At 46.2% G+C, this 26,556-nt stretch carries 23 protein-coding genes; 22 read left to right on the top strand and 1 reads right to left on the bottom strand.

Annotated features, from left to right (window positions below):
* The first annotated feature begins 768 nt into the window (after positions 1-768).
* The 7 genes from AC1YY3_RS08820 (at position 769) to AC1YY3_RS08790 (ending at position 13,068) form a co-directional block, all read left to right on the top strand.
* Positions 769-1,473, top strand: a complete 705-nt coding sequence (locus AC1YY3_RS08820) for a phosphatase PAP2 family protein (RefSeq protein WP_481824468.1) — start codon at positions 769-771, stop codon at positions 1,471-1,473.
* Between the two features lie 134 nt (positions 1,474-1,607).
* The gene (locus AC1YY3_RS08815) at positions 1,608-3,215 is read left to right on the top strand and encodes a SulP family inorganic anion transporter (RefSeq protein ID WP_482194418.1); all 1,608 of its coding nucleotides are present in this window, start codon (positions 1,608-1,610) and stop codon (positions 3,213-3,215) included.
* Positions 3,216-3,504: 289 nt separating this feature from the next.
* Positions 3,505-4,974 (top strand): complex I subunit 4 family protein, encoded by a 1,470-nt coding sequence (locus AC1YY3_RS08810; protein WP_481824466.1) that lies wholly within the window; start codon positions 3,505-3,507, stop codon positions 4,972-4,974.
* A gap of 5 nt (positions 4,975-4,979) precedes the next feature.
* A complete protein-coding gene (locus tag AC1YY3_RS08805) occupies positions 4,980-8,300 on the top strand; it encodes a DUF2309 domain-containing protein (protein WP_481824465.1) in 3,321 nt (1,106 codons plus the stop codon).
* A 78-nt stretch (positions 8,301-8,378) separates the two neighbouring features.
* Positions 8,379-9,953 (top strand): proton-conducting transporter transmembrane domain-containing protein, encoded by a 1,575-nt coding sequence (locus tag AC1YY3_RS08800; RefSeq protein WP_482194417.1) that lies wholly within the window; start codon positions 8,379-8,381, stop codon positions 9,951-9,953.
* 2 nt (positions 9,954-9,955) lie between these two features.
* Positions 9,956-11,533, top strand: a complete 1,578-nt coding sequence (locus AC1YY3_RS08795; RefSeq protein ID WP_481824463.1) for a complex I subunit 4 family protein — start codon at positions 9,956-9,958, stop codon at positions 11,531-11,533.
* The gene (locus AC1YY3_RS08790; RefSeq protein WP_481824462.1) at positions 11,530-13,068 is read left to right on the top strand and encodes a complex I subunit 4 family protein; all 1,539 of its coding nucleotides are present in this window, start codon (positions 11,530-11,532) and stop codon (positions 13,066-13,068) included. Before AC1YY3_RS08795 ends, AC1YY3_RS08790 begins: the two co-directional genes overlap by 4 nt.
* 165 nt (positions 13,069-13,233) lie before the next feature.
* On the opposite strand, the gene AC1YY3_RS08785 is transcribed toward AC1YY3_RS08790, so the two are convergent.
* Positions 13,234-14,115, bottom strand: a complete 882-nt coding sequence (locus tag AC1YY3_RS08785) for a fructosamine kinase family protein (protein ID WP_481824461.1) — start codon at positions 14,113-14,115, stop codon at positions 13,234-13,236.
* 113 nt (positions 14,116-14,228) lie between these two features.
* Here AC1YY3_RS08785 and nagZ point away from each other — a divergent pair, with 113 nt between their 5' ends.
* From nagZ to AC1YY3_RS08710, 15 genes are all read left to right on the top strand, one after another.
* On the top strand, positions 14,229-15,248 hold the full coding sequence (gene nagZ, locus AC1YY3_RS08780; RefSeq protein ID WP_481824460.1) for a beta-N-acetylhexosaminidase: 1,020 nt from the start codon (positions 14,229-14,231) through the stop codon (positions 15,246-15,248).
* Positions 15,241-15,789, top strand: coding sequence for a hypoxanthine-guanine phosphoribosyltransferase (locus tag AC1YY3_RS08775; RefSeq protein ID WP_481824459.1), 549 nt, complete (start codon positions 15,241-15,243; stop codon positions 15,787-15,789). Before nagZ ends, AC1YY3_RS08775 begins: the two co-directional genes overlap by 8 nt.
* Positions 15,786-16,529 (top strand): S-methyl-5'-thioinosine phosphorylase, encoded by a 744-nt coding sequence (locus AC1YY3_RS08770; protein WP_481824458.1) that lies wholly within the window; start codon positions 15,786-15,788, stop codon positions 16,527-16,529. Before AC1YY3_RS08775 ends, AC1YY3_RS08770 begins: the two co-directional genes overlap by 4 nt.
* Before the next feature lie 302 nt (positions 16,530-16,831).
* Positions 16,832-17,443 (top strand): YceD family protein, encoded by a 612-nt coding sequence (locus AC1YY3_RS08765; RefSeq protein WP_481824457.1) that lies wholly within the window; start codon positions 16,832-16,834, stop codon positions 17,441-17,443.
* Complete coding sequence (rpmF, locus tag AC1YY3_RS08760; RefSeq protein ID WP_481824456.1) at positions 17,424-17,606, top strand: 50S ribosomal protein L32; 183 nt, start codon at positions 17,424-17,426, stop codon at positions 17,604-17,606. Before AC1YY3_RS08765 ends, rpmF begins: the two co-directional genes overlap by 20 nt.
* Before the next feature lie 85 nt (positions 17,607-17,691).
* A complete protein-coding gene (plsX, locus tag AC1YY3_RS08755; protein WP_481824455.1) occupies positions 17,692-18,720 on the top strand; it encodes a phosphate acyltransferase PlsX in 1,029 nt (342 codons plus the stop codon).
* Complete coding sequence (locus tag AC1YY3_RS08750) at positions 18,717-19,685, top strand: beta-ketoacyl-ACP synthase III (protein WP_481824454.1); 969 nt, start codon at positions 18,717-18,719, stop codon at positions 19,683-19,685. The genes plsX and AC1YY3_RS08750 overlap by 4 nt, the downstream gene beginning before the upstream one ends.
* Positions 19,686-19,699: 14 nt before the next feature.
* Entirely contained in the window at positions 19,700-20,650 is a 951-nt protein-coding gene (fabD, locus tag AC1YY3_RS08745) for an ACP S-malonyltransferase (protein ID WP_481824453.1), read from the top strand.
* A complete protein-coding gene (gene fabG / locus AC1YY3_RS08740) occupies positions 20,643-21,371 on the top strand; it encodes a 3-oxoacyl-ACP reductase FabG (protein WP_481824452.1) in 729 nt (242 codons plus the stop codon). Before fabD ends, fabG begins: the two co-directional genes overlap by 8 nt.
* A 140-nt stretch (positions 21,372-21,511) precedes the next feature.
* A complete protein-coding gene (acpP, locus tag AC1YY3_RS08735) occupies positions 21,512-21,742 on the top strand; it encodes an acyl carrier protein (protein ID WP_349020422.1) in 231 nt (76 codons plus the stop codon).
* Between the two features lie 95 nt (positions 21,743-21,837).
* Positions 21,838-23,082 carry a beta-ketoacyl-ACP synthase II gene (fabF, locus tag AC1YY3_RS08730; RefSeq protein ID WP_481824451.1) on the top strand — a complete coding sequence of 415 codons (1,245 nt, stop codon included), beginning with the start codon at positions 21,838-21,840 and terminating at the stop codon, positions 23,080-23,082.
* Between the two features lie 37 nt (positions 23,083-23,119).
* Entirely contained in the window at positions 23,120-23,941 is an 822-nt protein-coding gene (gene pabC / locus AC1YY3_RS08725) for an aminodeoxychorismate lyase (protein ID WP_481824450.1), read from the top strand.
* Positions 23,941-24,936: an endolytic transglycosylase MltG gene (gene mltG, locus AC1YY3_RS08720; protein ID WP_481824449.1), complete on the top strand. Its 996-nt coding sequence runs from the start codon at positions 23,941-23,943 to the stop codon at positions 24,934-24,936. The genes pabC and mltG overlap by 1 nt, the downstream gene beginning before the upstream one ends.
* Entirely contained in the window at positions 24,936-25,565 is a 630-nt protein-coding gene (gene tmk / locus AC1YY3_RS08715; protein WP_481824470.1) for a dTMP kinase, read from the top strand. The genes mltG and tmk overlap by 1 nt, the downstream gene beginning before the upstream one ends.
* A complete protein-coding gene (locus AC1YY3_RS08710; protein ID WP_481824448.1) occupies positions 25,562-26,554 on the top strand; it encodes a DNA polymerase III subunit delta' in 993 nt (330 codons plus the stop codon). Before tmk ends, AC1YY3_RS08710 begins: the two co-directional genes overlap by 4 nt.
* The last annotated feature ends 2 nt before the right edge of the window (positions 26,555-26,556 follow it).

Below are 26,556 nucleotides of genomic sequence, written 5' to 3'. Positions count from 1 at the left end.
CCCGAAATTGGCAAAGAATCCAAGCAGTCCATCTGAATCCTGATAAGACTGAAGCTAACCAAAAACCTAACACAGAGGAAATAATCCTGATCAAAAAAACCGCTTAAGATTTAACCGTCGAGGCGACAACTACTCTGAAAATTTCCGATTCTGTCATGGAAGGTGTTTTCTACCATGCTGTTAAAGTAGTAAAAATAACTTCATTTTAAAAAAAATCGCCGTTTTAACTCAAGTTTCGATATTAAGGGCTTAACTAACTGCACAAAACGTATCGAAAGCACAAGTTAAAAAGGGTGTTCAACCTCATATTTCTATTGCAATTATTTTTTCTATCGGCAAAGCCGGCGGACATTAATTAACAACTGTAATTGTCAATAGAAAAAATGACAACGTATCCGCTTGTAGAGCAGTTTTAACCAGCATGGAGATAAATTACAAACCATCTTTTGTCCTTAAGCTACGGTTAAGAATGTATCATAAATTAATATTACAGAATTAATCAATAGGTATAACTACTTAATAAGTGATGGAAAAAGCGATTTCTTATCCTCTGATTCTTACAATGTCGCAAATCGAAGATTGTAGATGTTGCTATTACTCAGACAACACAGACAAATAGACGAAAAAAAATTTATGACCTTACGATAAAATGACCTGTTGCTAGAGGGGCTTGGATTGGGATGAATTAACAACAGACAAAAAATATAAAGGTTTCCCCTATTAGCTAATGTTTATACGAATGATGTTCAATACAAATTAAGGATTGCTTTGCCTACCCAAATAACCATTAAAAGTGACAATTTCATCAAAAACCATCTGCTACTACCAATGTTTGCCTTGCTATTGCTTGAGCTGTGCTTGGAATTTACGCAATTGGATGTTTGGTTAGCCAGCCATTTTTACAACGTGGAACTCCATCAATGGCCTTATCGGGAACATTGGCTAACCCAAACCGTCTTGCATAAGGTCGGACGTTATATTGTGTATGCCATTGGGATTGTTTTGCTGCTTTGTTGGCTGACAGCTTTTCGTTCGAAATCCGCTTTTTACGCTTATCGCCGTCATCTGACTTTTTTGTTGTTCGCCAGTTTGGCTGGGCCGTTTATCATCACTTATCTAAAAAGCCATACCCACATCTATTGTCCTTGGGATTTGGCACTATTTGGGGGCAATAAACCACATATCCGATTGTTCGATGCTATTGATGACCGCTTAACTGTGGGGCATTGCTTTCCATCAGGTCATTCAGGGCTTGGCTTTACCTTTGTCAGTCTGTATTTTTTCTTTTTGCTGGTTAAGCCGGAGTATAAATATCAGGGCTTAACGGCTGGATTGCTTACCGGATTTATTTTTGGCATCAATCAGGAAATACGTGGTGCCCATTTTTTCAGTCATGATGTTTTTGCTTTGGCAGTTTGTTGGTTTTCATCATTGCCACTATTCATGGTTTTTTTCAGCAGGCAGTTCAAATAGTCAAGATTGAGGGTAATCTGGAACTCATGTTGTCGTTTTAGTGTCAGCGTGAAGAGTGTAAACGTATTTCAGTTGCATATTATTTTGATTCAATACTACATTAAGTGCTTACACTTAATTCAAAGGAGCTAAACATGATACATCAAGCACGCTATTATTTTCGCCATCTTAAAGAAGATGTCCCGGCTGGAATTGTCGTATTCTTGGTCGCTTTGCCGCTGTGTTTGGGCATTGCCCTGGCATCGGGAGCACCTTTATTCTCTGGTTTGATTGCGGGTTTAGTGGGTGGCTTGGTGGTGGCTTGGCTTAGTGGGTCGCAACTGAGCGTTTCGGGCCCTGCCGCTGGGCTTACTGTAATAGTTTTCAATGCCATACAAACGCTAGGTAGCCTTCCGGCTTTTCTAGTGGCTTGCGTTTTAGCGGGTGTTTTGCAACTGATATTGGGTTTTTTTAAGGCTGGAATTATTGGTGCTTTTTTTCCTTCTGCCGTCATTAAAGGCATGTTGGCGGCTATTGGTTTGATTCTCATCATCAAACAGATTCCACATGCGGTTGGTTATGATGCCAGTTTTGAGGGCGATGAAGATTATATGGCGGAAACGGCGGAATCGAGCTTTTTTGAACTGTTTGATTCCTTACATGCCATTTCGCCTGGGGCGGTTGTTATTAGCGTTATCGGTTTGCTGATCTTAATCGTTTGGGAATTGCCCTGGTTTAAGAAGCAAGTGTTATTGAAACTAATACCTGGGCCTTTGCTCACTGTTGTGTGGGGAGTCAGTTTCAATTTACTTGCGGCTAGATTTGCGCCCGATTGGCAGGTTAATCCTGAACATCTTGTTAACTTACCGGTATCAGCGCATCCTGCTGATTTTATTAACCATTTAGTGTTTCCAGACTTCAGCCATTTAAGCAATCCCCAAGTCTATGTTGTCGCGTTCACTATCGCAATTATCGCCAGCCTGGAAACCTTATTAAGCCTGGAAGCCACCGATAAGCTCGATCCGTTAAAACGCTTGACACCGACCAACCGTGAGCTTAAGGCACAAGGCATGGGCAATATTATCAGCGGGTTACTTGGCGGTTTACCTATGACGGCGGTTATTGTCCGTAGTTCTGCAAACATCAACGCGGGCGGGAAAACCAGCTTGTCCTGTTTTGTACATGGCATTTTTCTGCTAATCAGCGTCCTATTTTTCTCACGCCATCTTAACGCCATTCCGTTGGCTTGTTTGGCGGCAATTTTATTGCACACAGGTTATAAGTTGGCTAAACCTTCGATGTTTGTGGAATTTTACCATAAGGGTATGAGTCAACTGTTGCCGTTCGTTATTACCGTTGGCGCAATATTGGCGACGGATTTGCTCAAAGGTATGGCGATTGGCATGGTTATCGGTTTATTCTTTGTAATAAGGGCGAACTACCACGCGGCTATTACGTTGACTAAAACCCAAACCAAAACGGGTAATCATTACCTGATAACGCTTAATAAAGACGTTTCTTTCCTCAATAAGGCACTACTTAGAAAATTCATTTTGTTGGTTGAAGAAAATAGCACAGTCACAATTGATGCCCAAAAAGCCCAATTTATCGATTACGACATACTTGAAACCATTGATGATTTTATTGCTTCGTCGCCAGACAGTAATATTACCGTTGAAGCCATTGATTTATATGGCAAGGAAAAAATAAAAAAACATCAAGAATTGGTTGGAATAGAAGATACCGCCCCTATTTCCCACTAAGCTGTCGAATGGTAATTGCCTAAAATGAATTGGTTCAAATGCACCGATGATTTTGGTTCATTTAAACCACTGTTGGTTCAGAGCTAGAACTCAACAATTTAGCGAGGCATCGCCGTTCCACGCGCTTCAAACAATACGGCAGACTTTCATAACATGGCATATATGTTGCTTATTTTAATTGTGTGATAATGGCGATTAGCCCTGATTTTCTGGCTAAATAGATAGATTAACAGGTAAAATAGCTTAATACTCGATCAACAGCCCAAACTAATTCGAACAACATATACTGATGGGAATACTCAGCATTCTACTTTGGACACCTGCTGTTGGGGCGTTGATTATTATTTTCATCCCAAGCCATCATACCCAGCTCATCCGTTGGATAGCCAATGCGGTCACCTTTATTGCCCTTTTAGTCAGTCTTTTCGTGGTTGCTTTATACGACCAACACAATGCTGGCTTGCAATTCAAAGAGTTTTTTGTCCTTAACCCCAAACTTGGCAGTGCATATTCGTTAGGGGTGGATGGCTTGTCTGCACCTATGGTCTTACTGGCAACCTTGCTGACTTCTGTGGCCTTATTGGCTTCGTTCAGCCTAACCAAAGGGATTAAGGGCTACCATATCTGTATCCTTATGCTTGAGTTCGGCATGTTGGGGGTGTTTTTGTCCCAAGATTGGCGGTTTTTCTATATTTTCTGGGAGCTTACGTTAATCCCTTTGTTTATCCTGATTGACCGCTGGGGCGGCAAGCGGCGACATGCCGCCAGCCTCAATTTTGTCTTGTATACGATGGGCGGCTCGGTTTTTATGCTGTTGAGCCTTATCGCCATTTACCAGTATGTGCCGGGGCATGATTCTTTGATGACCAAAATGAACTTGGCTGCCCAGCACATGCCTGGCTACTTGCAAGTGCTGGCTTTCCTTGGGTTTTTGGTCGGGTTCGGCGTTAAAATGCCGATTTTCCCCCTGCATGGCTGGTTACCGCTTGCCCACGTCGAAGCCCCCAGCCCCATCAGTATCTTGCTATCCGGTATCCTCCTGAAAATGGGTGCTTATGGTTTGATAAGAATCGTGACGATGTTGCCTGAAGCCGCCCATGTTTTGCAGCCCTTGCTGGTGTTCCTGGCCTTATTCGGGATGATTTATGGCGGCTTGCTGGCGTGGCGGCAAACAGATCTGAAAGCGATGGTGGCTTATTCTTCCGTCAGCCACATGGGTATCGTCTTGCTTGGCATAGCCGCACTCAACGAGACGGGCTTGAAGGGTGCAGTTTTGCAAATGACGGCACATGGGCTGATTGCTGGCGCGATGTTCCTCATGGTTGGTTTGTTGTACGAACGCACCCATACCCGCAACATCCAGGATTACAGTTCCCTCGTTCAGGTTATGCCACGTTTTGCAGTGTTCATGGCCCTGACATTATTCGCTGCAATGGGCTTGCCCGGTTCGGTCGGCTTTATTGCCGAACTGCACACGTTAATCGGTGGTTTTCAGCAGTGGGGATGGTTGATGGTGTTGTTCAGCATAAGTATCCTGATCAGCGCCGCCTACGCCATACGCACCATCACCTTGTTGTTTACGGGGCCGGTGCGTCCGCAACTGCTGCATATCCAGGATTTACGGGCGTATGAGTTGTTGGCTGCCGGTATCCTGGTTTCGGGGATAGTGTTATTCGGCTTGCTACCTGCACCCTTGATTGAACTTTCTGCGGCAACTATTGCACAGTTGAATCAACTTATAAGTGGTACACCTGATTGATAGCCATGTCTGGATTGCACCAAGGATTTGATAGTGTTGCCTTAAGTGACCGTGAGCTTGTCGTCAAGGCATTGGCACATTTGGATCATGTCCTGCCGGCCCAAGCGCCGATCCAGGATTTCGTCCACCACAACACCTTGCACGGTTACCAACACCTGCCGTTTGAGGAAGCGCTTGAAGAAGCAGAAAAGCTGACGGGAATCTCTGCGTATCAACCAGAATCCAAAAACCGCGAGTTTTATAATCAGGGACGGATTAACGATGAGGATTTAACGGCCGCTTTCGCCCATAATCCAAAATTAAGGCACGAAGAAATCGTGTTTAACCTGGATGATAAGGCCATATACCGCAAAGATATTTATCGGATTGCCTTGTTATATGACCTGCAAACGATCAGCCTTAGCCAACTAAACTGGCAAATTGAAGAACTGGCTGTGCTGGACACTGTTCAAGCCGACGTGCCTGATAATGTCCGAAAAGAATCATATGGGTCGAATAAAGCCAAAACAATTGCGACTGAAAATCCAATCAGGCAGCTTTGGGAAAGCCTTTGCAAGCAACTGGAATTAAAACCGGAGGCTTTGCATCCAGAGAATATGCTGGATTTGTCACTGGAACAAACCGAGTGTTGGCTGGATGAATCCTGCGATTCTGCGTCCGCCCACCAACAAACCCAAGAGACTGCAAGAAAGGCATTGGGACACACGTTTAACGAAATTGGCGACAGCATCAGCTTGCGTGGTTTTGTGTTGGTTTTGAGTGGTAAAGATGTTTTAGAAAACATTCGCCCACAGATGATTCGACTGTGCGCTTCAGCCTTGGACGAAGGTGTTGCCGCATGGCAACTGCCAGAATGCAGTCAGTTAGGACTGTACGGCGCGTGGCGAAAAATAGCCCAATACGATGCCTACCCGTTCTTGCATGAATTGCCTGATTGGCCGCAAATCATGGCCGAGTTGCCCGAAAATGCCATCGACAACATCATCTTGCAACTGGAACATCTTGAATTGCCACAGGCGCGATGGGAAGGTTATTTACGCCGCCTTGCCTTGGAATTGCCTGGCTGGGCAGGGATGATTAACTGGCGGCAGCAACATCCCCTTTACTATACGGCAAATAATGTGGTTCCTGATCTGGCGGATTATTTGGCGATCCGCCTGACCTTAGACAGGCTTTGGCTGAACCAAGTGTGCCGGGCAGTCTGGAAGTGCGAAGCTAAAATCAGCAGCTTACAGGCTTATTTCAGCAAAAATCTGTCTGAATTCGTGGTGCGCCAGCATTTGTATCAAGGCGCGTTGCCGGAATATCTTACGCAACAGGCGGAATTGCTGACCTTACGTGCAGGTACTGAGCGGCAATGCCGCACTGACTGGCAATATTTGGCTGACCTCATCTACACCTGGCAAGCCAGCCCGATGGCGGAAAAATCGGTTGATAACACCGTCAACAATTCCGCTTGGCGGTTGTTCCGGCTTTGCCAACACTTGGGATTGAATGAAAAGCATATAAAGCAATTAGGCAAATCAGGCTTGTTGGTATTCTTGAAGAGTCTGGATGAGTTCAACCTGAAAGAACACAGTAAAGTCTGGCTGGTTGCGTATGAACGGCATTATCGGGAAGATTTATTTCAAGCGTTACGCGCCAACCATAACCGAGGTCGTTGGGCAAAACGGGAAAATTCGCCCGAAGCACAAATCGTCTTCTGCATGGATGAACGCGAAGAGAGTTTCCGCCGCCATCTGGAAGAGCACAATCCGGCTATCGAAACTTTGGGGGCTGCCGGATTCTTTGGCGTTGCCATGAATTACAAGGGCTTGGATGATGCGAGAGTTACGCCCTTATGTCCGATAGTGGTAACCCCTGCCCATGAAGTCCAAGAATTGCCTCAAGCAGGGCAAGAGCAACCGCTTCAACGCCATCAGCACGGACGGAAACTGAACCAGCGCTTGGCAAACCTGTTACATCATGGATTAAGGCGAAACCTGCTATCCTCACAGCTTATCGTCAATGTGATGGCACCGTTCACTATGCTGGGCTTACTTAGCAAATCCCTTATCCCCTTGCCCCAGAACAAGTTAATAGTAAAGGCGGCTAAAGCGGTATCCGGCACGGTCAAAACCCAACTGATGTTTACGTCAACAGATAATGAAACTGTTGCCACACCAGAACAACCTAAACTGGGCTTTACCGAAAGCGAACAGGCGGATCGTGTGGCTGGTTTTTTCCGAAACACAGGCTTGACCTACGGTTTTGCCCCCTTGGTCGTCCTGATGGGGCATGGTTCCATGAGCCAAAACAATCCCCACCTGGCTGCTTATGATTGCGGCGCATGTAGCGGTCGGCATGGTGGGCCTAATGCACGGGTTTTTGCGGCAATGGCTAACCGACCTGAAATCCGTCAACGCCTGGCTGAACGCAATATCCATATTCCTGACGGGACTTGGTTCGTGGGCGCGGAACACAATACCTGTAACGAAGAAATTAGCTGGTACGATACCGATACCGTCCCTAAAGAAAAGCAGGAAGCCTTATCAAAATTACAACAGCAATTAAAGCACGCACGATATATGTCAGCGCATGAGCGTTCCCGACGTTTGGCTTCTGCCCCGCGTAATCCAGAATTTCCTGAAGCATTGACGCATATCGTAGAGCGGTCAACTGATTTCTCCCAAGCACGGCCTGAATTGGGCCACTGCACCAACGCATCTGCGGTGATCGGACGGCGTTCGGTCACGCAAGGTGCTTTTTTTGACCGCCGTGTGTTCCTAATTTCATACGATCCGACGCAAGACCCGGACGGCAAAATTGTCGAAGGCATCTTGCTCAACGTCGGCCCCGTGGGCGCAGGGATTAACCTGGAATATTATTTTTCCACCGTCAATAATGACCGTTTAGGCTGTGGGACAAAAGTGCCACACAATATTGTCGGACTGTTTGGTGTTATGGAAGGCACGACCAGTGATTTGCGTACAGGATTACCCAGCCAGATGATCGAAATCCATGAGGCCATGCGTTTGCAGCTTATGGTCGAAGCGAAAACGAGCATCTTGGAAGAAATTTATGCAAGGCAGCCTAGTTTGCAGGAATTAATAGCGGGTGGTTGGATACTCTTAAGTACCATAGACCCTGGCACAGGTGAAATCTTCATTTTTGAGCGAGGCGTAGGCTTTGTCCCTTGGCAAGCAGAAGCAAAAGAACTTCCGGTTTTTGAGAAATCACCCGACTGTTACCGCAACCAGACTTTACCTGTTCCGCCTGCATTGATTCAACAACCTGATTTTGCAGGAGTTACGAGTAGCCCTCTCCAAAGGGAGAGGCTAGGGTGAGGAGAATTAAAAAAATGACACTGGCTGTCATACTGGGTACATTCATTTGTTTGCCCCGTCCGCTTGCCTTATAACTATATGGATGCCCTAGTCGTTTTAATCCCGCTCATGCCTTTTCTTGCCTCTGCTATTATCGGCATTGGGCATCAGTTTGGTGCAATCAAAGGTGAAGCCAGTGAGACCTTCACCGCTTTGACTGCAACTTGGGCAATCAGCATGTCAAGCTTATTGGCGTTGGCCTTATTGGGTGCGGATTTGCTGCAACGAAATAATGGCACGTTTGACGTTGCCTTATGGTTGGACAGCGATACCTTGAAGATTGATATTGGTTTCATTACGGCAGGTTTCAGCGTCAAACTGTCTGCGCTGTTTGCTGTGTTGCTCATGGTCATAACGCGATTTTCAATCAATTACATGCACCGAGAAGTCGGATTCCACCGTTTCTTTTTTATCTTGAGCCTGTTTTCATCAGCTATCTTGATGTTGGTTCTATCAAGGAATGCCCTGGGGACTTTTGTGGGTTGGGAAATTGCCGGTTTATGTTCTTACCTATTGATTTCTTATGCTTATAACCGTCCGGTTGCCGTTGCTAATGCGACCCAGGTATTTGTGACTAACCGGATAGGCGATGCCGGATTTATTTTAGGGATTGGGTTGAGTTACGCCTGGGTCGAAAGCCTTAATTGGTCTGACATTAATGCGGCGGCTACTGACTTAAGCAAAGGCGAAGCCACAGCCATTGCCCTTTGTTTTACGGTCGCGGCCTTGGCAAAATCCGCGCAATTGCCGTTTTCGCCTTGGTTGGCGCGGGCAATGGAAGGGCCTACGCCGTCTAGCGCGGCTTTTTATGGGGCAGTGATGATACATGCGGGTGTTTTCCTGATAATCACGTTAGCACCGTTGATTAGCCATACGCCCTTGGTTATGGCTTTGCTGATTTTTTCTGGCACGACCACGGCCTTATACAGTTATTTCATTGGCCTAACCCAGACCGACGTGAAGAGTTCGCTGGTGTTTGCTACCTCTGGGCAATTGGGCTTGATGTTCCTGGAATGCGGTCTGGGATTTTGGCAGTTGGCGAGTTGGCATCTTTGCGCCCATGCCGTTGTCCGTTGCTATCTGGTATTGACCGCTCCCTCGCTGATGTTCAACGTCAGGGACAACCCGATAAAGCCCGTTGCGCCGATGTTGGCAAACAAGCGTTGGCTGTTTGTGGCATCCTTGCAGCGGTTTTGGGTCGAACAAATCACCGACTGGGCATTGGTGAAGCCAGTCCGGCATTTGGCGCGCGACCTCAGTTATTTTGACGATAATATTGTTGATCGGCTTATGGGCATACCCGCTCCTGCCATTAACGCGGCATCCTCGTTGGCGCAATTGGAAGAACGGGCTTTGGGCGCAAAGTTAGATGCGGATTCAGGGAATAGCGGCAAGACATTTGTCGTAGGATTGGGACTGGTGAGTGCGTTAACAAACCGGATAGCGGGCTTGGTTCACTGGTTTGAGGATCGCCTGGTATTGCAAGGTGTGAGCAAAGATGCGCTGCATTTTGGCCGAAAGATGGGGCATCTCGCCAACAAATTTGAAACCCTGGTACTCAGGCCACGTTATCTGGTCTTGCTGGTCTTCATTACCTTGCTGGTGGCATTTTAACGATGCTCACACAAGTGTCCTTATGGTCAGAATCCGCCGGATTTCCGTTGTTGACGGCAATGACGGCCGTTCCGTTATTCGCCTTGATTGCGGTTTTGTATTCAAGCTCATCCGTGCTGTCGATGCGCTTGGGTTATGTTGCAACATTGATAAACACTGTATTATGCTTGTATCTGCTGGCTGTATTTGATGACAACAAGACGGGCATTCAATTTGCGGAACAGTTCAGCTTATTCGGCCTAAGTTACAGTGTCGGTGTCGATGGCTTGAATATCTTGTTTATCCCGCTGATTGCCTGTTCAGCTTTGTTGGTTTTGATCTATCTTTCTGCAACCCGGACGGCGGGGGACAGCCGCTTAATTGCCTGTGTGCTGGGCTATGAAACAATACTTATCGCAGCGTTTTGTGCCTTAAATGTATTGCAGTTCTGGTTTTTGAGCGCATTGGAATTGCTGCCGATTTTGTTGGTCACCCGGCAGTCGGGCTTGGATCAGAAAAAACGCCATCTGCTTGCTAGGTTAATGCAATATTTTGGTGCCAGCCTGTTCCTGACTTTGTGCGGCTTTTTATTGCTGGCGTTCGGCTTGATCGATTCCGAACATGAATTGACCTTCGACTTGCTGACCTTAAAAAGCAACAATGCTTACCTGCATGACGAAACCTTGATTTTCATCTTGCTGTTTTACGGCTTTGCCATCCGTATGCCCTTGTTCCCGTTTCATGGCTGGTTGCCACTATTGGCTGAACAAAGCAAATTGACCAGCATGACCGTATTCATCATCGGCTTGAAATTAGGCGTGTATGCCATGATCCGGTTTATCTTTCCGCTCGTTCCTGGCGTGGCGGAGCAATGGGCAAACTATATCTTGATACTAAGCCTTATCAGTATTTTTTACGGCGCATTATTGGCGTTCATGCAAAATAATGCCTACCGCTTATTGGCGTTTGCCACCATTAGCCATACGGGGATGCTCGTCTACGGGCTATTTAGTTTCAATACCTCCGGCACGGAAGGGACATTATTGTTGTCCCTGGTTTATGGCTTGGCTTCTGTCGGTATGTTGTTCAGTATTGGCCTGATTAATGAACAAACCAACACCGCGATAATCCCCCGCTTGGGCAATCTGTTTGATAGCCATACGGCTTTGGCGATGTTATTTCTGATAACCACCTTAAGCACTGTCATTATGCCGGGATCTTTGGGTTTTGATGCAGGGCATCTTCTACTCGAAGGCGTTATCGAGGAACACGAATGGGCTGTTGCCGTTACTATCTTGACTGGGCATGTCCTGGCTGCGGGTTTCCTGCTGTGGGCATTCCAGCGTATGTTCCTGGCAGCATCCAAACGCCATATCCACTACGCCAGTAATGAGAAGACCATCGTCCAAGAGCGGATAATCGCCTTTGTGATCTGCGCCTTGCATATTGGCACGGGCTTGAATTCGATGCCTTTGCTGAATTTGATTGAGAAGGATGTTGCCGAGTTGGTCAGCCAGTATCCTGTACACAGTTCCCAGCAATACGAAGCAGAACCTACCGTTGATAATGATGTCGCTGATGACAAGGATGCCAACGAGTGAGTACAACGGATTTCCCCTTACTTACTTTGCTAATTTTTCTGCCATTACTGGGTGCATTAGCTACCGGATTTTTCGGCAATAAGGAACGTGCCAGGACAATCGCCGTATCGTTTGCGGTCATTGAATTATTGTTATCTTTGCTGGCCTTTCACTGGTTTAACCCTGATGACGGGCAGTTTCAATTGCTTGAACACCATCTTTGGATACCCGGCCTGAATGTAGAATATTTGTTGGGTATTGACGGAATTTCGGTTCTGTTCCTGCCCATGTCCGCTTTCGTCACGCTCATGGTTATCGTGGCATCATGGAATTCGGTGCAGCACTTGGAGCCATTTCACTACGCCTTGTTACTGGCACTGGAAGGCATTACCATCGGCGTATTTACCGCCTTGGATATGGTGCTATTCTTCCTGTTTTGGGAGCTTACTTTGCCGCCTATCTTCTTCTTGATCGGCTTGTGGGGTGTTGACCCACACCGGCGCATAGCTGCGGTCAAATACACCTTGTTCATGTTATTCGGCGGCGCGGCTTTATTGGTAGCCATTGTGATGTTGGCAATTAATGCTGCCGCACCTGCAGACGGTGTTGGTACACAACTGGTTTTCAGCTTGCCCACTTTGCTCGAAAAACCCTTGCCGGATGACTTGCAAGGCACGGTGTTTTTGTTGCTGTTGCTGGCATTCGCCGTCAAAACGCCGCTAATACCATTCCATACCTGGATGCCAACGGCGACGATGGAAAGCTCACCCCAAATCGCGGCCTTATTGACCGGATTGAAACTGGGTGCTTACGGCATTATCCGCTTCACCATGCCACTTGCCCCTTCTGCCGCCGTCGAATACAGTTGGATACTGGGCGTGCTGGGTGCTATTACCCTTATTTATGGCGCATTGATCGCTTTGTACCAGACCAACCTGCGGCGTTTGTTGGCATACTCTAGCGTTAGCCATGTCGGCTTGGTGATTGTCGGTATCGCTTCGTTGAATATGCAAGGCATACAAGGTGCGATCTTCCAATTGTTGAACTTTACGATAGTCGCCAGCTCGCTGATGTTAATTGCGGGATTTATCCAACATCGCTTGGGTAGTACGGAAACCGTGCATTTGGGTGGTTTAGCTAAAGTCATGCCAAAATTGACGTGTTTCTATTTTCTGTTTGTCTTGGCGAGTATTGGCGTACCTGGCACCAGCGGTTTCCCTGCGGAATTGCTGCTAATTATCAGTGCCTTAGTTGCCCATCCCAGCCTGGGCATTGCTGCGCTCGCCGCTGCCGTACTGGGTGCAGCCTACATGTTGGATTTCACGCGCAAGGCGTTTTTCGGTCCCATCATTCACCAAACCGTGCAACAACTACAGGATTTGCGCCGCCGTGAATTGCTCCTGTTGTGCGTACCTGCCTTACTGGTTCTGGTATTCGGATTCTTCCCCAACCTTATCCTACATACCAATGAAAAAGCCGCCGATGCATGGTTGTCTAGGATATTGGAGCAGCCTGTGAAAAGCGATGAGGTTGCAGGGATTGGGTCATTGGAATAAATGTAAGGGCTTGTCTGTATTTGCTGTCTTAACGGATTTTGGGTAATGGATAACCTGTGTTTGTTACAGGTCTTGCCGACTTCAATCCTTCGGGTCGATTGGTGTTTTGGAGAGACAAGCCTAGGTTTGTCTCTCCGCCTTATGATCAAGTTACAGATTTAACCCTTAACGAATTTCACTTAATAAGCTAGAAATAATGTTTTCGGCCTGACTTAAATAACCGCTACCGAACAAGTTCAGGTGATTGAGGATATGGTAAAGGTTGTAAAGTTTTTTTCTCGTCGTGTAGCCCGTATCAATAGGGCAAGTATCCCGATAAGTGGCATAAAAATCCTGGCTGAAGCCGCCAAATAATTCGGTCATGGCGAGGTCCGCTTGTTTGTCGCCGTAATAGCAGGCAGGATCGAATATGACTGGATTGCCTTGCTTATCTATCGCCGCATTTCCACCCCATAAGTCCCCATGCAATAATGAAGGATGTGGCTGGTAGTTGTCGAAAAATTGGGTGAGTTTTTCGCAAAGTTGCTCCCCGCTCGCCTGTAAGCGTCCACCGTAACCTTTTGCGGCTGCTAACTGTAGCTGATGTTGCAAACGATGAGTACACCAGAATTCGATCCAATCGCCATTACTGCTATTGGGTTGTGGCGTACTGCCGATAGTGTTGTCCCGATGCCAGCCGAAATACGGTTGCTGTTGCTGATGTAGCAAAGCCAGTTGTTGCCCGAACAGACGATCAGAGGTTTTACTGGATGATCCGAATTCGATGTATTCCAGTACCAGAAAAGCATTAGCTGCCGAGATGCCATGTACGACAGGGGAGGGGGTTCGTACAGTGGAGGTAGCGGCAAGTTCAGTTAGCCCAGCTGCTTCGGAGGCAAACATTTCTACCGACTCTGCTCGATTTAATTTAACGAAATAAGATTTGTCCACACCTTGCAAGCAATAAGCTGAATTGATGTCGCCACCTGCTAGGGATTTGGCGTTTATCAACTTGAAAGCTGCACCCGTTGCATTTTCAATGTTTTCTACAATAGCTTGCCAATTCATTGCTAAAACTCCCCACAAAAATTATCTTTTAGCTGCAATCAAGCAACAGATACATTAGTATAACGTCAGCAATCAGATCGCAATAAACAACAATATCGAAATCCAATAAAATCATGATTACTGAATACCCCATTGGCCCGATTATGTTGGATGTGGCTGGATTAGCACTGACCGAGCATGAAAAAGGCGTGATAAATCATCCCAATACCGGCGCGGTTATTCTCTTTGCTCGTAATTATCAAGACCCTGAACAAGTCATGCAGCTAATTGACAGCATTCGTAAAGCGCGGAACGGTCAGATTTTGATTGCGGTAGACCAGGAAGGTGGCAGGGTGCAACGGTTTCAAAATGGTTTTACGCGCTTGCCACCTGCCTGTTGTTATGCGAATGCGCCGGAATTGGCAGAAACCGCAGGTTGGCTGATGGCGGCAGAACTGCTGGCAGTGGGCGTTGATTTCAGTTTTGCGCCGGTGTTGGATATTGATTGCGGTATCAGTGATGTCATCGGCAACCGATCTTTTTCTACCGAATGCATACTGGCAACTGCGCTTGCGAGTGCCTTCAGGAAAGGAATGAATGCGGCAGGCATGGCGGCGACGGGCAAGCATTTTCCAGGTCACGGTGCAGTGGCGGTAGATTCGCATCTGGCTTTGCCCGTTGATGAGCGGGATTTAGACAGTATTCGTGCCAAGGACTTGTTGCCTTTTAAAACGCTGATTGGTGAAGGTTTGGAAGCTATCATGCCTGCTCACGTAGTCTATAAAAATATTGATCCTAATCCAGCCGGATTTTCACCATTCTGGATACAGCAAATATTACGTAAGGAATTAGGCTTTAATGGCGTGGTTTTTAGTGATGACTTGAGTATGGAAGGCGCGGCATCTGCGGGAGGTTTTCCTGAACGTGTGCGATTGGCTCAGCAAGCAGGTTGTGACATGCTGTTAGTGTGCAACAATCCATCCGCTGCTGAACAAGTGCTAGATGCTTTGCCCATTTCCAACGATTTACTCAGGGAACAGCGGCTATCCGGAATGCGTGGTAAACCGCAGTTTAACCGTGAACAATTGTTGGATACCGTGAAATGGCGGCAAGCTTCAAACCAAATCAGAGAGTTCGTTTCCAGTTATGCTTAAAGAAATTCAACACATTCAGGCAACTGCCGATTTGCTGTATAGCGAAGAACAAGTTGAGGCGGCGCTTGATAACATGGCTACTGAGATCAATGCGAGGTTAGCAAACAGTAATCCGCTTGTGTTGTGCGTATTGAATGGCGGCATTGTTGCCGCAGGTAAGTTATTAACACGACTCGCTTTTCCCCTCAACATAGATGCAATCAATGCCAGCCGCTATCAAAACCAAACATCTGGTGGCGTGATTGAATGGGTGTTAAAACCAGGAACACCGTTAAAAGACCGGACGATTCTGATCATTGATGACATCTTGGATGAAGGCATTACCTTAGCGGCTATACGGGATTACTGCATGGAGCAGGGCGCAATTGCAGTCTACTGTGCGGCCTTGGTCGATAAGCTGCTCGATCATGATAAGCCCATCCAGGCAGATTTCGTTGGCTTACAGATAGAAAACCGTTATTTATTTGGCTACGGTATGGATTACAAAGGCTATTTACGTAACGCGGCAGGCATTTATGCTTGTAAGGAAGTAGGGCAATGAATCGGTTAGCCATTATTGGTGGTACAGGTCTTTCGCAACTTGCTGATTTAAAAATAATAAAAAGCGAGCAAATTAACACGCCTTATGGCGCACCGTCAGCGGATTTCATCATAGGGGAATTAAATCACAAAGAAGTCGTTTTTCTTGCCCGGCACGGCAACCCCCATGCCATTGCTCCCCACAAAATCAATTATCGCGCCAATTTGTGGGGACTAAAACAACTCGGTGTGGAAAGCATCATTGCTGTTGCGGCGGTTGGTGGTATTACATCCAAAATGATGCCAGCGCATATTGCCATTCCCGATCAAATCATCGACTACAGTTACGGGCGTAAGCACACTTTTTTTGAGGATGAAAACGATCCGGTCACACATATTGATTTTAGCTATCCTTATAGCCAGACGCTCCGTTCCAAGTTGATCCATGCCGCCAAGCAAACAGGTATCGCCATTAGTCCAATTGGCACTTATGGTTGTACCCAAGGTCCACGACTAGAAACAGCGGCGGAAATCAAGCGTATGGAGCAAGACGGCTGCGATTTGGTCGGTATGACGGGTATGCCAGAAGCGGTTCTGGCGAAGGAGTTAGGTATGAATTATGTGGCTGTGGCTGTGGTCGCAAACTGGGCGGCCGGAAAAACGGAAGGTGAGATAACGATGGCTGAAATCGAACAGAATCTGCATAAAGGCATGGCAAATGCGGCTGAATTGTTGAAGACATTTGTAGCTATGAATCTGTGAACGTTACCAAATTTATACTTGGTAACGTCCAATAACGACAAAAAAGACAGTCTGCCTAATGAATAAGTCTTGAACAGACTCAAAACAAGTAGTTGCGGGTTTATTCTGTCTGTAGCGAGTTACTCGAACCAGTAAGTTGAATCAGACATTTAACATTTCCCAATGTTATTTTTATCAAGGTTTTGAGTAAAGCAACCGCGCGAGCGCATTTCTTAAAAAATGATTTCTGAAATTCAGTTTTTGCCCCACATTTAAACTAAATACGATTCAAAAGTCCTAAATTTTTCCTGCAAAGTGTTGATTTGCCTAATTGTAAATTTGACGAATTCGCCGTTTACCTATATCATTCTGCGGTTATGTTAGCTCGCTTGCCAAAATTCATAGACCCTTTATTACTGGCAGATAGGAACGCCAATATTGAAGGAGAATTGCCTGTAAGTAGCTTAGAACGGGTTGCTGGTTTGCTGTCTAATGATGTCGGCAATGTTTCTGTTAAGTTATTTTTTGGCAGGGAAGGCAGGTTGGCTACGATTGATGGGCATATTTCTGCTGTTCTGGCACTGAAATGTCAAAGATGTTTAGAGCCTTTGGAGTGGTCTGTAAGTAGCGATATTAAGCTAGGTATTGTTAGCACATTGGAACGGGCAAACAATTTACCAGATGATTATGAACCGTTGCTGCTCATTGAAGAAGGTAAAATCCCGCTTGTGAGCATCATCGAGGATGAGTTATTGCTTATTTTACCTAGCATTCCGAAACACCAAGATGATTGTGTAGCACCCAATATGCCTAATAATAAGCCTACAGCACTACTTAAAACCGTTCAGGCAACAAAAGAAAACCCTTTTTCCAAATTAGCCGATTTAAAAACCCAAAACAAACTGGAGACCCCCGATGGCAGTACAAAAGAGTAAAGTATCACGTTCAAGACGCGGCCAGCGCCGTTCGCACGATTCCTTAACCGCAAGAACATTAGCCCAAGATCCATTGACAGGCGAAACTCATTTGCGTCACCACGTCACGCCCGATGGTTATTTCAAAGGTCGTCAAATCGTTACTACAGATGTTGAAGATTAATTATTCTACAGTTTTGCTTTAGTGTGTTGTTGGCGGTTTTCCGTTAATTTATCCTAAGCTAATTATTTCGGAGTACTTCTTTAGCGTGAGTTTGACGATCTCGATAGATGCAATGGGCGGTGATTTCGGCCCCAAGGTGACTGTACCTGCGTCTTTGGAATGTTTAAAAAACAATCCAGACTTAACGTTGATATTGGTTGGTGATACGGCCATTCTCAATCAGCATTTAGCTCAAAACCAATCCCCCGCTCATGAAAGGCTAGTCATCCAACATGCCTCTCAGCAGGTTGAAATGCATGAATCGCCCTCCAAGGCACTGAAAAATAAAAAAGATTCCTCGATGCGGGTGGCTATCAATCTAGTCCATGAAGGTCGCGCAGATGCTTGTGTCAGCGCCGGCAATACCGGCGCATTGATGGCAACCGCCCGGTTTGTGTTAAAGATGATTCCTGGCATAGACCGCCCAGCCATTATTTCCACACTTCCATCAATTTATGGACATACGCATGTCCTCGATTTGGGCGCAAATGTCGATTGTACGGAAGAACACCTTTATCAATTTGCTGTTATGGGCAATGAATTGGTCAAAGCAGTCGAAAATATTGAAAATCCCAAGGTTGGCTTGTTGAATATCGGCGAAGAAGACGTAAAAGGTAATGAGCAGGTCAAGGCTGCGGCGAAACTGCTGGAAAGCTCATCCTTGAACTACATCGGTTATGTCGAAGGCAACTCACTCAATGCGGGCAATGTTGAGGTTGATCTGATAGTCTGTGATGGTTTCGTCGGCAATGTGGCACTGAAATCCATTGAAGGTGCGGCAAAAATGATTAGCACCTTGCTCAAAGAATCTTTTTCTAAAAATATTTGCACTAAACTGGCAGGATTGGTTGCCTTACCGGTTCTTAAGTCATTTAAAGATCGTATTGATCCCCGCCTATATAACGGCGCAAGTTTTTTGGGGCTTAGGGGATTGGTCATCAAAAGTCATGGTGGAGCGGATGCACTGGCATTTAAGACAGCCATTAAACTTGCCGAACTTGAAGTAAAACAAGATGTTATAAGAAAGATAAGCGAACAAGTAGAAAAATCCCTGACTCTGAGAAAAAACGCATGACCCGTTATGCAAAAGTGCTAGGAACAGGTGGCTATCTGCCTGAAGAAATCCGTACCAACGAACACATATCGCAAACCGTTGACACCTCCGATAGCTGGATTTACGAACGTACGGGTATTAAGAGCCGGCGCATAGCGGGTGTAAATGAGACGGCTTCTAGCATGGCCGAAATCGCCGCAAGACAGGCGATAAACACCGCCCAAATTACGCCTAATGAAATCGACTTAATCATCGTCGCCACAGGTACACCTGATCGAGTTTATCCCAGTACGGCATGTTTACTCCAACACCGTTTAGGAATTAAACATTGCGTAGCTTTTGATGTCCAGGCGGCTTGCTCGGGTGCAATTTATGGATTGAGCATTGCCGACCAATATATTAAGACGGGTGCGGTCAAGAACGTGCTTATCGTAGGTTCTGAGATATGCTCACGTATTGTTGATTGGTCAGATCGTGGTACGTGCATCTTATTTGGCGATGGGGCAGGGGCTGTATTGCTGGGTGCGTCTGATGAAGCAGGTGTGTTATCCACACATATCTATTCCGATGGCGGCTATGAAGACATGCTTTATTGCCCCAATCCGCAAGCCGCTACCGAATCCAATAAGCATGAATTAGGCACTATCAATATGCGTGGCAATGAGGTTTTTAAGATGGCAGTCAATACCTTGGAACGCATTGTTGATGAAACGCTTGAAGCCAATAATATGGACAAATCAGAAGTCGATTGGCTGGTGCCACACCAGGCTAATATCCGAATTATTGCAGCCACGGCAAAAAAACTGAAAATGTCCATGGATCAAGTCATCGTCACTTTGGAAGAACAGGGCAATACGTCTTCTGCATCTGTTCTGCTAGCTCTGCATGCAGGTGTTAGTGATGGACGTATCCAACGCGGACAAACAATTTTATTGGAAGCATTTGGCGCGGGATTTACCTGGGGTTCTGCGCTAATCAAATATTAAACAGCAATAAATACATGAGTGAACAACAAAAAAATCTGGCTTTTGTCTTTCCAGGACAAGGCTCGCAATCCGTGGGCATGTTGACCCAATTGGCGGCAAATTATCCTGAAGTCAAACAAACCTTTGATAAGGCTTCTTTTGTATTAGGACGTGACCTTTGGGATCTCGTTGCTAACAGCACAGAAGATGACCTTAACCAAACCCAAAATACCCAACCAGTCATGCTTGCAGCAGGCGTGGCGGTGTGGGAAGTCTGGTGTAATCATAGTACCATTCGTCCGGCTTGGATGGCTGGACATAGCCTGGGTGAATATACGGCTCTGGTTTGCTCGGGTGCATTGTTTTTTGAAGATGCCGTCAAACTGGTTGAAGCCAGAGCGCGGTTTATGCAGGAAGCCGTACCCGCAGGCGTGGGCGCTATGGCGGCAATCTTAGGTTTAGATGACAAACAAGTAATCGAAATTTGCGCGACTGTTGCCAGAACAGAAGTCGTTTCAGCCGTTAATTTTAACTCGCCTGGTCAAGTCGTCATTGCCGGACACAAGGCGGCAGTCGAACGGGCGGCTTCGGCAGCAAAAGAAGCGGGTGCAAAACGGGCGGTATTATTGCCTGTTAGCGTCCCTTCGCACTGTGCATTGATGCAATCGGCAGCGGACAGGCTTGATGAATATATGCAGGACATCGCGCTTGCTACGCCGAAAATGCAGTTAGTTCACAATGTGGATGTAGAATCACACACCGCGCCGGAAGTTATCCGCAATGCGTTAAAAGAGCAGTTATTTAAACCTGTTCGTTGGGTAGAAAGCATCGATCTAATGCACAATAAAGGCGTAACTATTTTTGTAGAATGCGGTTCAGGCAAGGTGTTAACGGGCTTAGACAAACGCATCGTCAAAGAGGCCGAACACTTAGCAATTTATGACCCAGAGTCCTTAAACAAAGTATTGGAGCAACTCAATGACTAAACCCGTCGCTTTGGTAACAGGTGCCAGCCGTGGTATTGGCAAGGCAATTGCTGAAAAATTGGTCGAGGATGGATTCTTTGTTGTGGGTACAGCAACCACGGACGGCGGTGCAGAAGCCATATCAGACTATCTGGCTGAAAATGGCAAAGGCTTGAAGTTGAATGTTGCCGATGCTGATTCCATTGATGAAGTCATTAAAACAGTCAATGATAATTTTGGTGCGCCAACCATACTCGTCAACAATGCGGGCGTTACCCGCGATAACTTGTTGATGCGTATGAAAGACGAGGAATGGAATGACATCATTAACACCAATCTGACATCCGTATTTCGCATGAGCAAAGCGGTGTTGCGTGGCATGATGAAAGCCAAAACTGGGCGCATCATCAATATTTCCTCCGTGGTCGGTGCGACCGGAAATGCCGGACAAGCCAATTACGCCGCAGCGAAAGCGGGTATGATAGGCTTTGCTAAATCGATGGCAAAGGAAGTCGGTTCGCGCAATATCACCATCAATACTGTTGCACCTGGCTTTATTGATACCGATATGACCAAGGAATTGAGCGACGACATTAAAAACGCGCTGTTGGCTTCCATTCCGTTGTCAAGGTTAGGTGCAGCCAGTGAAGTGGCTCATGCCGTGGCATTTTTGGCATCGGAAGGCGCAGCCTACATCACTGGAGAAACCCTTCACGTCAATGGTGGTCTATTCATGCCGTAATATTGTGAGATTTTCGCAATATCAAGTATAATTCCCCCGCCGTCTGGAATTGCCGGACACGGGATTTCCAATAACTAACTAACACCGCAGTGTAACCGACTGATTATAAAAAATAAACTGTGTTGATTGAGGATATAATTATGAGTAATGTTGAAGAACGAGTTAAAAAAATTGTTGCAGAGCAATTGGGTGTTAAAGAAGATATCGCTAACGATGCTTCCTTCGTTGACGATTTAGGTGCTGATTCTCTGGATACAGTTGAACTCGTGATGGCACTTGAAGAAGAATTTGAATGCGAAATTCCAGACGATGAAGCTGAAAAAATCACTACTGTTCAGCAAGCTATTGATTACGTGACAAAAAACGCCTAAACTCGATCATCAGTGGATGAACGATCATCGTTCATCCACTTGTTTTACCACCCCTTTATCCCCCACCTTAACCTTTTTTCATACGGACTATTACATTGAGCGGTCGTCGAGTTGTCATAACCGGATTAGGTGCTATAACACCTCTTGCTAACACGGTATCAGAGACTTGGGAGGGTATCATTAATGGTCGCAGCGGTATTAGTGGCATAGATTCCTTCGATATATCATCATTCGCGACCACTTTTGGCGGTGTGATAAGAAACTTTGATATTACCCAATACATTCCTGCAAAAGATGCCCAACGTATGGATGGTTTTATCCATTATGGCATTGCTGCGGGTTGTCAGGCGATTGAAGATTCTGGAATTGAAGTTACCGAGGCGAATGCCGAACGCATTGGCGTTGCTATTGGATCAGGTATTGGTGGCATTACCGGCATAGAAGAATGTTATGCACTTTACGATAAAAGTGGACCACGGCGGATTTCACCTTTTTTTGTTCCTGGCAATATCATTAACATGATTTCGGGCAACCTTTCGATTAAATACGGCATGAAAGGGCCTAATTTTGCGATTGTTACGGCTTGTACAACCGGCACACATAATATCGGTGATGCCGCCAGATTGATTAAGTACGGCGATGCAGATGTAATGGTCGCGGGTGGCGCAGAACGCTGTACTTCGTCGGCCACTGCGATGGGTGGTTTTATTTCAGCAAAAGCCTTATCACGCCGTAACGATGACCCACAAATCGCTAGCCGACCTTGGGACAAAGACCGTGATGGTTTTGTGTTGAGTGATGGTGCTGGTGTAGTCGTGCTTGAAGAGCTGGAACATGCTAAAGCCCGTGGTGCAAAAATTTATGCCGAATTAGTGGGTTATGGCATGGGTGGTGACGCTTACCACATGACCACGCCATCACCAGGCGGGGCAGGTGCGGCACGGTGTATGCAAAATGCCTTACGTGATGCCGGCCTGAATCCCGAAGCTGTTGATTACATCAATGCACACGGCACATCAACGTCTGCGGGCGATCTCGGTGAAACTCAAGCCATGAAAACCGCATTGGGCGACCATGCTTATAAAGTTGCAATCAGCTCAACTAAATCCATGCTTGGTCACATGCTGGGTGCGGCGGGTGGTATTGAAGCGGTATTGACGGCATTGAGCATCAAAAACCAAATCGCTCCGGCAACCATTAATTTGGACAACCAGGATTCGGAATGTGACCTGGATTTTATACCGAACATAGCTAGGGACATGAAAATTGATGTTGCCATGTCTAATTCATTTGGCTTTGGTGGCACGAACGGTTCTTTGGTGTTCAGACGTTTTGAATAACGCTTAAATCCATCGCGTTTATGTGATCAACTCTGCCATGATCCTGATAAATGGAGTAGAAGCTGATCACATTGCGGTCAATGATCGCGGCTTCCAATACGGTGATGGGTTGTTTGAAACCATTGAAGTCCTTGATGGACAGCCAATATTTCTGGAGCAACACTTAAGTCGATTAGGTGCAGATTGTTTAAGGCTAAAAATCCCCAATCCCGACATAAAGCTACTTACCGACGAAATCGCCAATGTTTGTAAGCCAGCTCAAAAAGCTGTCCTCAAAATCATCATCACTCGCGGCACTGGCGGTCGAGGCTATCGACAGCCAGAAACTATCCAACTAACCCGCGTCATAAGCCTACATCCTCACCCAGAATATCCCCAAACCCACGTAGAGCAAGGCATTAATGCGCGTTTTTGCACTACTCGATTGGGGTTGAACCCCGCATTAGCTGGTATCAAGCACCTCAACCGACTCGAACAAATCATGGCGCGTGCCGAATGGGATGATCCTACGATACAAGAAGGTATAATGTTGGACATCAACAACCAGGTGATTGAAGGCACGATGAGCAATCTTTTCTACGTGAAAGACAACAGCATGTATACGGCATCGCTGCATTTTGCGGGTGTTTCGGGTGTTATGCGTGGCATTATCAAACAATTGTCAACTAAGCATAACCTGACGCTAATCGAGCATGACTTCAAAAAAGACGAGTTGCTTAACGCTGATGAAGTGTTCGTCTGTAATTCCATTATCGGTATTTGGCCTGTTAAGCAGATAGAAAACGCCAATTTTGCTGTGGGTAAGTTGACCAAGCAACTTCAAGCTTACCTGATGCAAATGAAAAGGCAGGTGCAATAGTGTGGCGTAACATCACCATAAGCATTGTGATAGCTCTATTGTTCGCGCCAGTCGTGATAGGGATGTGCTATTACAACGCCATCAACAAGCCAGTAGTGCAAAACACATTGCTTGTTGAAATAGAAAAAGGCGATTCATTTAGCAAAATCACCAAGAAGCTGCTTGCCCAAAATATTGCTGTCGATAACTTCTGGTTTAAAGTGATTGCCTATCAGCAAGGGGTAATCAACAACCTTAAAGCCGGCGAATACGAACTGACAACTGACCTGACGATGCCGCAAATATTGACGATATTTGCTGAGGGCAGGGCGAAGAAATATACCATTACCTTTCCTGAAGGCTGGAGTTTGAAGGAAATTTTACTGGCAATAGACAAGCATCCTAATATCTACAAAACCCTTAAAAAAGAAAATGTTGGAGAACTATCTTCATTATTAGGGGTAAATGAAAAAATACCCGAAGGTTGGATTTTCCCTGATACCTACCATTTTGAAAAAAATGCCACCGATATTTCGATATTAAAAATGGCATACGCACAAATGCAGTCCGTATTAGCTCAGGAATGGCAAAGCAAAGCAGCCGATCTGCCCTATAAAGCCCCTTACGAAGCCCTAATTATGGCTTCCATCGTGGAAAAAGAAACCGGAGCAAAACAGGAGCGCTCGATGATTGCTGGCGTATTTACCAGCCGACTGGAAAAAGGCATGTTATTGCAAACTGACCCCACCGTCATTTACGGCATGGGCGACAAGTACAATGGCAACATCAGGGCAAACGACTTGACCGCCAAGACACCTTACAACACCTACGTCATCCAGGGCTTACCGCCCACACCGATAGCCATGCCGGGGCGTGATGCCATACATGCAGTCTTACACCCCGAAAAAGCTAACTACCTGTATTTTGTAGCAAAAGGTGATGGTAGCCATCAATTTTCACCTTCCTTGGCTGAACATAACAAGGCAGTGAATGACTTCCAGAAGCATAGAAAATGATGAATCCCAACGGAAAATTTATTACGCTGGAAGGCGGGGAAGGGGTTGGGAAAACCACCAACGTCCCGTTCATCAAAGATTATCTACTCAGCCAAAACATTCCTGTCGTCGTAACACGCGAACCTGGAGGCACTCAACTCGCTGAAAAAATACGGGATTTGTTGCTGCATAGCAATGACGAGCCAGTTACCAGCCATGCCGAAATCCTGTTGATGTTTGCCGCCAGAGCGCAGCACCTAAATCATGTAATCAAACCCGCCCTGGCACAAGGTCAATGGGTTTTGTGCGACCGCTTTACTGATGCTACTTATGCTTATCAAGGCGGTGGTCGCGGTATGTCGCTGGAAGCAATCCAATGGCTAGAAAATTTCGTACAAGCGGATTTACGGCCAGATTTAACCTTATTGCTTGATGTGCCAATTGCAATCGGTATGGCGAGGGCAAAAAATAGGGCAGGGCAGCTAGACCGCTTTGAGTCAGAACAGGTCGAATTCTTTAACCGAGTTCGGCAAGTTTACTTAAACCAAGCCCAACAATACCCAGAACGCATCAAAATTATCCAGGCCGACCAAGCCTTGACCGACGTGCAACAAGCGATTGTTGGTGCATTAAAACCCTTGCTTGTATGACCGCAATCAATAACCCATCGCCGTGGCAGCAGCAGAGCTGGAATTCACTGTTCAGCTATATCCAGCAAGATCGCATTCCGCAGGCTTTGCTCATTACAGGCACGAGTGGCTTGGGTAAACATGCCTTAGCCAAGCGATTTGTTTATTCTTTGCTGTGTTCCAACATGCACGCTGACGGCTCGTGCTGCGGTGTGTGCAATAGTTGTTTGTTAATCAAGGCGGGTACGCATCCTGACTTAATCCAAATCAAACCGGACGACGACAAAAAATCCATTGCTATCAGCCAGATACGGCAACTGCTTACTGATACTTACTTAAAACCACAGTTTGAAAGCTATCGGGTGCTTATCATCAACCCGGCGGATGCTATGACCACGCATGCAGCAAACGCCTTCTTAAAGTGCCTGGAAGAGCCGACCGAGCGCACAATTTTTATCCTGATAAGCAACAAACCGAATAAATTACCGGCAACCATTATCAGCCGTTGCCAAAAGCTATCGGTCACGTTGCCTGAAAAACACATACTGTACGATTGGTTGAGTGGGCAGGGCATTCACGACAACCAGGAAACCCGCTTAAATTTAGTGCGCGGCGGCATTTTCACCACCCAGCAGATCATCGATGAGCCGCTCCTAAAGCAAAGAACAGACTGTTTTAATGACTGGCTGGCAATAGCAAAAAACCGTATCTATCCTGCATTAATTTCAGAAAAATGGCAAAAACTGCCGGAAACAGAATTGCTAAACTGGCTGATTTCCTGGACGAGCGATGTAATCAAATGTGCTTGTGGCAGCAATCAGGCGCAATTATGCAATCAGGATATGGCAAAAAACCTGCAAGAATTGGCGCAACAACTACACTTGAAAAGCCTGTATAAGCTTTACGATCACTTACTTTCAAGTCGTCGCCAGCTAGATACACAGGTCAATTTCCAGATGATGTTGGAAGAAATTTTAGTACAATGGCAACAACTTAACGGGAGAACCTAGCA

Source organism: Methyloglobulus sp., assembly GCF_964779595.1.
Note: the sequence above shows the minus strand (reverse complement) of the source record. Positions and strands in the feature narration are given on the sequence as shown.

Bases quoted from the DNA above. Each gene is read 5' to 3' on its own strand.
- AC1YY3_RS08770 (WP_481824458.1), top strand. From the start codon at position 15,786: ATGAATCGGTTAGCCATTATTGGTGGTACAGGTCTTTCGCAACTTGCT.
- acpP (WP_349020422.1), top strand. From the start codon at position 21,512: ATGAGTAATGTTGAAGAACGAGTTAAAAAAATTGTTGCAGAGCAATTG.
- AC1YY3_RS08775 (WP_481824459.1), top strand. From the start codon at position 15,241: ATGCTTAAAGAAATTCAACACATTCAGGCAACTGCCGATTTGCTGTAT.
- AC1YY3_RS08795 (WP_481824463.1), top strand. From the start codon at position 9,956: ATGCTCACACAAGTGTCCTTATGGTCAGAATCCGCCGGATTTCCGTTG.
- fabG (WP_481824452.1), top strand. From the start codon at position 20,643: ATGACTAAACCCGTCGCTTTGGTAACAGGTGCCAGCCGTGGTATTGGC.
- fabD (WP_481824453.1), top strand. From the start codon at position 19,700: ATGAGTGAACAACAAAAAAATCTGGCTTTTGTCTTTCCAGGACAAGGC.
- rpmF (WP_481824456.1), top strand. From the start codon at position 17,424: ATGGCAGTACAAAAGAGTAAAGTATCACGTTCAAGACGCGGCCAGCGC.
- AC1YY3_RS08750 (WP_481824454.1), top strand. From the start codon at position 18,717: ATGACCCGTTATGCAAAAGTGCTAGGAACAGGTGGCTATCTGCCTGAA.
- AC1YY3_RS08710 (WP_481824448.1), top strand. From the start codon at position 25,562: ATGACCGCAATCAATAACCCATCGCCGTGGCAGCAGCAGAGCTGGAAT.
- AC1YY3_RS08815 (WP_482194418.1), top strand. From the start codon at position 1,608: ATGATACATCAAGCACGCTATTATTTTCGCCATCTTAAAGAAGATGTC.
- nagZ (WP_481824460.1), top strand. From the start codon at position 14,229: ATGATTACTGAATACCCCATTGGCCCGATTATGTTGGATGTGGCTGGA.
- pabC (WP_481824450.1), top strand. From the start codon at position 23,120: ATGATCCTGATAAATGGAGTAGAAGCTGATCACATTGCGGTCAATGAT.
- tmk (WP_481824470.1), top strand. From the start codon at position 24,936: ATGAATCCCAACGGAAAATTTATTACGCTGGAAGGCGGGGAAGGGGTT.
- AC1YY3_RS08810 (WP_481824466.1), top strand. From the start codon at position 3,505: ATGGGAATACTCAGCATTCTACTTTGGACACCTGCTGTTGGGGCGTTG.
- AC1YY3_RS08805 (WP_481824465.1), top strand. From the start codon at position 4,980: ATGTCTGGATTGCACCAAGGATTTGATAGTGTTGCCTTAAGTGACCGT.
- AC1YY3_RS08800 (WP_482194417.1), top strand. From the start codon at position 8,379: ATGGATGCCCTAGTCGTTTTAATCCCGCTCATGCCTTTTCTTGCCTCT.
- AC1YY3_RS08785 (WP_481824461.1), bottom strand. From the start codon at position 14,115: ATGAATTGGCAAGCTATTGTAGAAAACATTGAAAATGCAACGGGTGCA.